This window comes from Pseudomonas sp. NFPP07 (assembly GCF_900115645.1).
In the GTDB taxonomy this organism is placed as follows: domain Bacteria; phylum Pseudomonadota; class Gammaproteobacteria; order Pseudomonadales; family Pseudomonadaceae; genus Aquipseudomonas; species Aquipseudomonas chlororaphis.
The window spans coordinates 1-8,988 of sequence record NZ_FOXG01000022.1 but is presented as its reverse complement, the minus strand read 5'-3'; the positions used below and the strand labels follow the sequence as shown (position 1 = coordinate 8,988).

At 52.3% G+C, this 8,988-nt stretch carries 11 protein-coding genes; 6 read left to right on the top strand and 5 right to left on the bottom strand.

Annotated features, from left to right (window positions below):
* Positions 1 to 312, top strand: a 312-nt coding sequence (locus BM019_RS30305; protein WP_139217409.1) for an IS30 family transposase, incomplete at its 5' end; no start/stop codon positions are given.
* A gap of 177 nt (positions 313 to 489) precedes the next feature.
* Here BM019_RS30305 and BM019_RS30300 read toward each other — a convergent pair.
* From BM019_RS30300 to BM019_RS30285, 4 genes are all read right to left on the bottom strand, one after another.
* Positions 490 to 1,059: an SLOG domain-containing protein gene (locus BM019_RS30300; RefSeq protein ID WP_092422771.1), complete on the bottom strand. Its 570-nt coding sequence runs from the start codon at positions 1,057 to 1,059 to the stop codon at positions 490 to 492.
* 2 nt (positions 1,060 to 1,061) lie between these two features.
* On the bottom strand, positions 1,062 to 2,204 hold the full coding sequence (locus BM019_RS30295) for a toll/interleukin-1 receptor domain-containing protein (protein ID WP_092422768.1): 1,143 nt from the start codon (positions 2,202 to 2,204) through the stop codon (positions 1,062 to 1,064).
* Between the two features lie 81 nt (positions 2,205 to 2,285).
* On the bottom strand, positions 2,286 to 3,902 hold the full coding sequence (locus BM019_RS30290) for a CBASS cGAMP-activated phospholipase (protein ID WP_092422765.1): 1,617 nt from the start codon (positions 3,900 to 3,902) through the stop codon (positions 2,286 to 2,288).
* 63 nt (positions 3,903 to 3,965) lie between these two features.
* On the bottom strand, positions 3,966 to 4,568 hold the full coding sequence (locus tag BM019_RS30285; protein ID WP_092422762.1) for a TIR domain-containing protein: 603 nt from the start codon (positions 4,566 to 4,568) through the stop codon (positions 3,966 to 3,968).
* Positions 4,569 to 4,857: 289 nt separating this feature from the next.
* Between BM019_RS30285 and BM019_RS30280 the strand changes: the two genes are divergently transcribed.
* From BM019_RS30280 to BM019_RS31240, 5 genes are all read left to right on the top strand, one after another.
* Positions 4,858 to 5,355, top strand: coding sequence for a toll/interleukin-1 receptor domain-containing protein (locus BM019_RS30280; protein ID WP_092422759.1), 498 nt, complete (start codon positions 4,858 to 4,860; stop codon positions 5,353 to 5,355).
* 147 nt (positions 5,356 to 5,502) lie between these two features.
* The gene (locus tag BM019_RS30275) at positions 5,503 to 5,970 is read left to right on the top strand and encodes a TIR domain-containing protein (RefSeq protein WP_092422756.1); all 468 of its coding nucleotides are present in this window, start codon (positions 5,503 to 5,505) and stop codon (positions 5,968 to 5,970) included.
* Positions 5,970 to 6,596 (top strand): Nmad2 family putative nucleotide modification protein, encoded by a 627-nt coding sequence (locus BM019_RS30270; RefSeq protein ID WP_092422753.1) that lies wholly within the window; start codon positions 5,970 to 5,972, stop codon positions 6,594 to 6,596. Before BM019_RS30275 ends, BM019_RS30270 begins: the two co-directional genes overlap by 1 nt.
* A gap of 3 nt (positions 6,597 to 6,599) precedes the next feature.
* Complete coding sequence (locus BM019_RS30265) at positions 6,600 to 7,736, top strand: nucleoside triphosphate pyrophosphohydrolase family protein (protein WP_092422750.1); 1,137 nt, start codon at positions 6,600 to 6,602, stop codon at positions 7,734 to 7,736.
* Positions 7,733 to 8,395, top strand: coding sequence for a uracil-DNA glycosylase (locus tag BM019_RS31240; RefSeq protein ID WP_092422747.1), 663 nt, complete (start codon positions 7,733 to 7,735; stop codon positions 8,393 to 8,395). The genes BM019_RS30265 and BM019_RS31240 overlap by 4 nt, the downstream gene beginning before the upstream one ends.
* A gap of 281 nt (positions 8,396 to 8,676) precedes the next feature.
* Here BM019_RS31240 and BM019_RS30255 read toward each other — a convergent pair.
* A partial coding sequence (locus BM019_RS30255; RefSeq protein ID WP_139217409.1) for an IS30 family transposase occupies positions 8,677 to 8,988 on the bottom strand: 312 nt, incomplete at its 5' end.

The following is an 8,988-nucleotide window of genomic DNA, read 5'->3' as shown; positions in this document are numbered from 1 at the left end:
AACTTACCCCAAGAACTCTACAAATCGCTGACGTGGGATCGCGGAAAAGAGATGGCTGACCATAAGCGCTTTACGGTGGCTACCGACATCAAGGTCTACTTCTGCGATCCTCATCGTCCTTGGCAACGGGGATCGAATGAGAACACCAACGGGTTGTTAAGGCAGTACTTCCCGAAAGGAACCGACCTTGCGGATCACTCGCAAGCCACGCTCAATGAAGTCGCAAGGCAGCTAAATAGCCGCCCTCGGAAAACACTAGACTACGAAACACCCGCTGAACGATTTAGCCAATCTGTTGCGTCGACCGGTTGAATCCACAGCCATAAGCGGACAGTGATCCCAATAAATAAAACTGTCCGCTTTTCTGTTAAAGGCACAGCTCAAACCTTACTTAAAAGCCAGTGAAGTGCATGCCATCAATTTTGATGGCAAGAAACCCAAGGCGACTCACACTTGGATCAGAAGAAAAACATGGGCCTCACGATACGGTTAATGGGCAGGTAAATAACGGTTAAATAGCGTGGCGAAATCTATGTCTTCGAGCTCCCGCCCAATGAAATAGCCTTTATCCCGGGCGAGATTGAGCGCTGCTCCCCCTGGGGCGGCAACTGGCAGAATGAAAGCCTTAGGATTGAGCCGCCTGAAGATATCGTATTCGACCTCAACACCGTCCATCCCGCCAATGAAAACTGCACCGACCAGATCTTCCCTAGAGAGCATCTGTTCGCGCATCAGTTGCAAGCTACCTTGGATATCCTTGAGAACGGGATCGGTATAAATTACGTTGCTAAACCGTTGGTTCTCTTCCGGATAACGACCTTCGAAAAAGCGGCTTTGATACAGGATCACAGCGCTTGCGTAATCAACCCCGAGATCTTCGCAGATGCTCCAAATCATTGGGGTAATTGCAGGATGGCCGCCCCATACAATCTTGTGCCGGCGAACGGTAGCGATAGCTAGTTCACGAACGGCACACTGGATTAGAAACGGGTCAGCGGTCTCGTAGTACGTCCCTCGCCCGATCACGGGGATGCTTGCAGAGAGGAAAATTGCCCCCATTTCTACGCCCTCCAGTCTGCAAATTGCCAGCCAGCCTCGCAAGCCTTAACCCAGTGCGTCGCTTGGATGTATTGGCCCAGCCAATCCAAGTGACTCAGCCATTGGGGATGCAGACCTATATGGTCATAGAGTATGGCCACAGATTCGTCAGGAGAGTTCATTGAAGCTTCGTGCATTGTTGTCGAGGTCGGCACGCCCACCGTTGGGTAAACCACAACCATCCGGTCGTCGGGAAGACGTACTCGAATCCCGCGGCCGGTGCCCATGCCAATCACTTCGCCACCTATGGCCTCAATGCCTATTCGCAGATTGCTCACTAAGTTAACGGTTCGCACCGCATGGCTCTTGCTGCGAACTTCTTCAAGCTGAAGACAGATCCGGTCAATCGCGTGATCACTAATCCGTCCAGATATGACATCTATTTCACTCGCATCAAGTTCAGCGAGGCTTGCAGTTGCCAAGCGCGCGGACCGCAGGGTCTCAGGCCACCCTACTCGAAGAACGCTAATGCCCTTGGCAAGCGCCCTTCCGAACTCGGCTGCCGTCCATCGACTGTTGAAGTAGTCAGGCGTGTCGAGCATCAACAGCACGTCAGAGTCGCAAAGCCGATGCCACAGCATGGTCTGAAAATCTTCTGCCGGCGCGATGCTATGGGTATCCAGGAAAACGTCGAAATGCCTGGCAGAGAGCGCCTCGAACATCTGCAGCGCTGCCTGCCTGGCCTCGTCTCGTCGATAACTGACAAAGACCCGACGTTGCTTCGGAAGCAGGCCTGCACATTCTAAAAGCGCAGTGGCGACACGTTTCGCCCCGCCATTGGCGTAAGACAAACAATTTAATGGGTGCAGAATTTCCGGGACTTCCGTCGCAACTCGATCTAGGTCAGACACGACCGGGACAACAGGAATGCCACCTCGAAGCAAGCTTGGTAGGCTGGGGTGATCCGCGCCTACTCCGCCAAAAAATACAACGGCAGCCGATCGTTGCTGATGAGGAGTAAAAGCAGCAGGAACTATCTCCCAGCCGATATCTTGGCCCAACCTCAAGCCAAACATGGAAACCGCATCTGCTACGGTGGTTTCAAGCTCAGAGATTTGCGCGGCCGTGGGTGCCCCCAAGACAGCTAGCTGATAGATGAATGACATGACAGCCTCGCTATCGGAGTTGATTAAGCGCCAATAATCAAACGGACGCCGAGAGACTATCCCCCGAGCGCCCGCGCCTACTCAGAACCGCTCCCACACATCAACATGTTGGCCGTCAAAGAATCTGGAGCGCACCTCCGCAAAGTGTTCTTTGCCAGCCTCATTGCCACGTTGCGCCATATCCTGGATAGCCTCGGCGTCATCCATTTTGATTTCGACAGGGGTCTGCTGGTTAACGCGCACGTGACGTGTAGGGCCCAGGAAGCTCTCTGCGAGTACCAGAGCACCATGCTCTTGGGCGGCGAAAAAAAGATCGACACTGTGAGGTGCCCAACCTGCCTTGCCCTTTCCGAGCTGATCGGTGAAGTCGCTTTCGCTACTGAGTGTGCCGATGCTCAGTACATCAATCCTATCTAGAGGGATTTTCAAGTATCGAACCGCTTCCGCCAGAGCCGGGAGGATGGGGTTATTGGCCCAGACGCCTCCATCCAGGAACGTCTCCAGTGCGATAGGCCCGTCGAAGGCAACTTCATCAAAATAGGTAGGTGCAGCGGATGAAGCCAATGCGGCGTCGACGGCTGAAATATCTCGATAAGCGGTGCGATCTGGGCTATGTGGGGTGACGATTGCCTCTGCTTGACCTTGCTTAGCCCGAACAGTGGGAATCACCAGACGGCAGCGAGAATCTGCAGCCAACGTTTTGTCCCCGTACACCTCAGTCAACAGGTCGCGAAGTGTGGCTGAGTCGTGCTTGGATTTGAGCCAGTGCCGCAGTTTCCGATCCTTCGGAAAAATCTGAGGTCCCTTTTTCTCGTAAAACTCAAGGATTTCACGCGGCTTCAGGCCCATGGCGAGCCCAATAGCGAGAATTGCACCAGTGGATGTGCCAGCGACCAGGTCGAAGTGCGAAATCAGGTCATTTCCACCACCGGCCTTGAGCATGTCGTCCCACTTGGCTAAGACCGCTGCAGTAAAGGTACCTCTGAGCCCTCCTCCGTCGAGCGCCAAGATGCGGAAGTTACGGCCCCGCGAGATGTTCCGGCGGGCAAGTGGTAGGTTCTTCAGTTGCTCAACAATCAGCCCTACGACCTGGTCAACCGATGTGCTGTTGGCAATGGTCGCATTCGCCTCGTGAGGTAGCCCGTTTCGCAGGCGAGATAACAACGAAGGGTCGTCTTTGAGATAACCCGCGATCGCTCCGCCAAAGCCAGCGACGACAAAGGCTGGCTTTCCGAGCTCAAGCATCGTATCCAGCTCATTGGGAACACCTGCTTTTGCTTTGTTCACGTCCCACCACGCACCACCCACGCAGATGACGGCGTCGGAACGATCAGCCATCCAATCACGCATCGGCGTCAGGCCGTCTGCGGCTGGACCATCGCTGTTATCTGCAGGCACGATCTCTACAGAAGCGAATGCTCTCTGCTCTTCAATTTCAGCAGTGTACTGGTCGGTTGAGTAGCTCCTCGCCCGCACCAGGGTAAGTGCACCCTTGCTTCCACCTGCCTGGATGAAGCCCTCTGCAGCTTTGCGCAGTGGTTCAGTGAACGAAGGATGGCTCCCATGGACAATAGATCCCCCTTCACTGAAGACTTTCGCTGCGAATTTCTGTACGAAATTAGCGATGTCTGCTTGCAATTCTTTGTTCGACCCGGACAGGTGAATCCTAACGCCGGCCAGGCGCTGTGTGACTGCCATGTGTAATACCTGAGTGATCTGAAATGTCGATTTCTGAGGGCCACTACGGCTAGGATCGTATTTCTAGCGGCCGGCCAAGCCCGCTGCGGTTTCGATCCAGCCAGCGATGTTTTCCCTGCCGTTTTGAGCGACGAAGTCGTATCTCATGCAGTGCTCGGACAGCTTGACAACCTTGTTGTCGCTGGTGGGGGCATCAAACCACAGATCAGAGGCAGGGATGGCGGCGGTGTAGTCCGAGTACTTCACCCATTTACCGTCCTTGAGCTCCGCGAAATAAATCTTTCCGCTGGAGAGATAGACACCCACTTCAGCCAGTGGGTCTTTGCCTTTCACTCCCAGCTCCTTCGCGTTGTTTTTTAGGCCATGGATATCGACGGTGAGCAGCCCATTGCCCTTCAAAATGCTGCGCACGATCTCATAACGTACCCACCGCCTGGCAGCGGTGTACTGACCGGCAAGCACGCACGTCACGGAAGTGCTCTTGAGACCATTACGGAGGAAGGTCTTGAGCGCCTCATCGCCTTCTTTCTGGGAAGCTTCGAATACACTGCCGTCGAAGAACCCATCCGCTGCTTGATCGTTGCTGACAACCAAGCAATTCCTGACATTAAAGACTCGCCAAACGTCTTCTTGATAATGGAATGAAAAAAATGTTCTGCGTGCCATCCCTTGCCTCCGTTCGCTGACAACCCGCCGCCATTATTTCGGTGCGACTGCAGTTCACTCTGGCATGTGTCGTCTGTGGTCGCCCTGTAAAGTGAGACCACCAGACATCGAGCGGGTTAGAAGTCAGCAAGATTACACCAAGCAATCGTCGGCGACATCACTATGATGGCCAGGCCGGAGTTATGGAGTGGTTCACTACTTAGACATGTTGATTTGAGACAATGTAGGCAGCTTGAACAACGCATCAAAAGATGGCACTTTGCTTGCAAAATGCTAGGAAAGCTTGCTTATGCCAATTCGCCAGTCAGATCTCCTTAACGCAGGCCAACGCCGCTCCATGCAAGGGCGATTCAGTAAGCGTTTCAGTCAACCCACAGCTTTTTTGAGCCATAGCCACAAGGACGCAACACTCGCTCTAGGCTTGCAGGAACTGCTCAACAGTCAAGGATGGGACGTCTACATCGACTGGCAGGATCAGACAATGCCCGACAAGCCGGATGCTGAAACGGCCTTCAATATCAAAGCCGCAATTATCCGCGCCGACTGGTTCCTCTTTCTTGCAACGCAGAACTCGATGACGTCGCGCTGGTGCCCCTGGGAAATCGGCTTTGCGGACGGCAAAAAGCCCCATGATCGCATCGCGATTGTCCCCACCGTGGACAACCTTGGCCATTTTTATGGTAACGAGTACCTGAACCTCTATAACAAAATCGATGTGCCTAGTGGCGCCTCTGGTCTTGCCTTCTACGACACTCGAGGCAATGGTAAGTGGGTCAACACTCTTTAATTCCAACCTACCTGTAGTGCCTACAACATGAAAAGGGAACATTTACGATCTGTATTGCTTTTTGGTCGGGAGCTGTGACTATGGCGTAATGGACAAGCATTAAAGCCTAGAAGAGTACCATCTATGTACAAGGACTGGAGGTGACCGATGGCAGAGAAAAGGAATGTATTTATCAGCCATGTCCACAAGGATGACCATGGGCTGCAGAAGCTCAAGGATTTGCTAGCCCCTAAAGGGCTGGAGGTAAGAGATTCCTCCATTCATACAGGGAAATTCAACGATGCCACTGATGAGCACTACATAAAGACACAGATTCTTGCGCCAGCTATCAACTGGGCTGGCGTTTTTATTTGCTACGTTTCCCCTCAGACCAAGGACAGTGATTGGGTTAACTGGGAAATTGAATATGCAGCCAAACAGGGAAAGCGCATTGTTGGTGTATGGGAGCATGGCGAGAAAGAATGTGACCTCCCAAGCGCCCTAAAAGAGTATGCCGACGCTTTGGTTGGATGGAGTGGTAATGCAATCGTTGATGCAATCAACGGGAAGGATTCTTGGGAGAAGCCTGATGGTGATGCCTGTGATCAGGTGCCATTGAAGAGGCATCCGTGCTAATGGCTCGTATTCATTCTTATGTCGTGCGGTATGACAGTGGTTTCGCGCCTAATCCATTCTACGGTTACTGTTCGCTTGCAACCTGCAAACCCAGAATCCGTCAAACAGCTCATGTCGGGGATTGGGTAGTCGGTAGTGGTAGTAATGATCGAAGTATTCGACTTGGTGGACATCTCGTTTATGCAATGCGTGTAACTGAAGCGATGACATTTGATCAATATTGTTTAGATCCTAGGTTTGAATCCAAAAAACCGTACCGTAGTGGTAGTCGGAAACAAAGCTGTGGAGACAATATCTATTTCAGGGCTGCAGTTGGGGCCGATTGGCAGCAGCGCGACTCGTTTCACTCTCATCCAGATGGTTCATCCAACCCGGACCACGTGGCACGTGATACAGGTGTTAACAGAGTCCTGATTAGCGACGATTTTGTGTATTTCGGAGGCGAAGGCCCTGAATTTCCCGATGAGTTGAAAGACCAGCAAGGCCGCCACCTATGTAAAACAGGAATTGGGCTAACCACCTTTTCTGATATGCAACTGATTGCAAACTTTGAAAAGTGGATTCGTAGTTTTGGTGTGCGCGGTTATCAGAGCGCGCCATTCGAATGGCTGACTCTCCGCAGGTGACCTATGAAAAAAGAAGGCTCACTCTTACTGTCAGATTACGCTGCGGAAATCGCAGCTACAGACGTACTTGATTCGCACGACTTCAATCCAGTCCTCCAAGGACTATACGGAGAAGTTGGTGGGATAATGGCTACGGCCAAAAAAAATGTTCGAGAGAGAACGGCATACCCTGGTTTTAGGAAGGCGGCAGAAGAAGAATTTGGCGACACTCTTTGGTATTTAGCGGCAATCTGCAGACGCTTGCAGATCCCTCTTGAAGATATCTTCGCGGAAGCTGCGAATCACGGAAACTTTAGAAATTTAGGAGCTGCAAGTGATGTAACCGAAGGTGCGTTAGCTTATATCGCTGTGCCCGTAGACTCGACTACTACCTTGGACGCCACATTGGTCCTTCTTGGGCAATCAGCGGCGGCTTTGCTGGGAAACACTCCTACCCGTACTAATTTGGTTTCTTTCGCACGAGCATACTTGGATGCAATGCACGCAGCCAAGCTTGCGTTTTCGGAGGTAGCTCGCGGCAATCTTCGGAAGGCTCGTGGCGCGTTTTTGGAGCCTCAAGTAGATGATTTAGCTGGCCTTGATTTCGACTGTGAGTTTGGGATCGAAGAGCAGCTTCCTAGAGACTTTAGGATACGGGTAAATCAACGAGGAAGCGGCAAGAGTTATCTCCAATGGAAGGGGGTGTTCATTGGAGACCCGCTGACTGACAACATTGCCGATAATGATGGCTATCGGTTCCATGATGTCTTTCACTTGGCTTACGCAGCAATCCTGCACTGGTCGCCTGTAATGCGGGCATTGATCAGACACAAGCGGAAGAGTCATCCGAGGTATGATGAAGAACAGGACAGTGGTCGGGCCATCGTCGTGGAAGAAGGGGTTTCGGCGTGGATATTCTCCAGAGCCAAGGAGCTGAATTTCTTCGAGGAACAAGAAAAAATTTCACTTGGGCTTCTCAAGACTATTGGCGAGTTCGTGGCTGGTTACGAAGTTGAGAAATGCCCGCTGAAGCTCTGGGAAAGAGCGATTCTGGATGGCTATGCTGTCTTTCGCCAGCTTAAGGCGAACCAAGGTGGTTGGATCATTGGAAACCGAGAACAACGCACCATCACATACATGCCGCTTGAGTCTGAAAAATGAAGATCCACCCATTTGTTGATGCAGTTGCTTCGCTGCAGTTTGAAGACTGCTTCAATCCGTATTCGGATCGTTGTGAAATTCATGACCGACGCGATGCACCGCGTCGCCGTGCTGCCGCGCTGTCCGCCATGTTGCGTCGTGCAACTGAGGAACCCGTAGATGCGATATGGATCGGACGAGACCTCGGATACCGCGGAGGACGCCGTACAGGCTTAGCCCTGACTGACGATGTTCACATAAGCCAGCACACTAGACGTTGGAATCTTGACCTAGTCTCCGAGCGACCGACGATAGGCAATGCTGTGGCCGAACGAACCGCTGCGGTCATATGGGGGATGCTGGAAAACATTGATGCTCGCATCTTCTTGTGGAACGTCTTTCCTCTTCATCCGCATGAATCAGGAGATCCGTTCACAAACCGGCAGCACAACGCGAGTGAGAGACGAGCAGGTGAAGCGCTTCTCCAGCAGCTCATTGACTTACTACGGCCCTCTCGCATCGTGGCCATTGGCAACGATGCTGCCGCTGCGGCACATCGCATTACAGATTCTGTACCTGTGGTTTGCGTGAGACATCCTAGCTACGGGGGGCAGACCCAGTTCCAGAAGCAGATATCGGAGCTCTATGGGCGTCGTATAAGCACTGGATCGTTGTTTTGACGGGCTTCGCTTCTTAGCGAACGGTGGTTGCCGTTTCAATCCCGCATGACAGTTGTCTCTGATGTAATTGTAGGCCTGCGCTAATGTTGACGCCCGGTAGGGCGTGGAGCTTTTCGTCTAGCATCGTGCTTCTCTGCTAGAGATACTCAAAAAAACAGCTCCCGAATCTGATGGAATAGACCGCTATTCGACCTCTTCCATTAAGCAGATTGACCTTTGGAATGAACAGCGTCGATTGGGCTGCAGTAGCCAAACGTGAGTGACCGCTTTTGGCTGTGGATTCAACCGGTCGACGCAACAGATTGGCTAAATCGTTCAGCGGGTGTTTCGTAGTCTAGTGTTTTCCGAGGGCGGCTATTTAGCTGCCTTGCGACTTCATTGAGCGTGGCTTGCGAGTGATCCGCAAGGTCGGTTCCTTTCGGGAAGTACTGCCTTAACAACCCGTTGGTGTTCTCATTCGATCCCCGTTGCCAAGGACGATGAGGATCGCAGAAGTAGACCTTGATGTCGGTAGCCACCGTAAAGCGCTTATGGTCAGCCATCTCTTTTCCGCGATCCCACGTCAGCGATTTGTAGAGTTCTTGGGGTAAGTT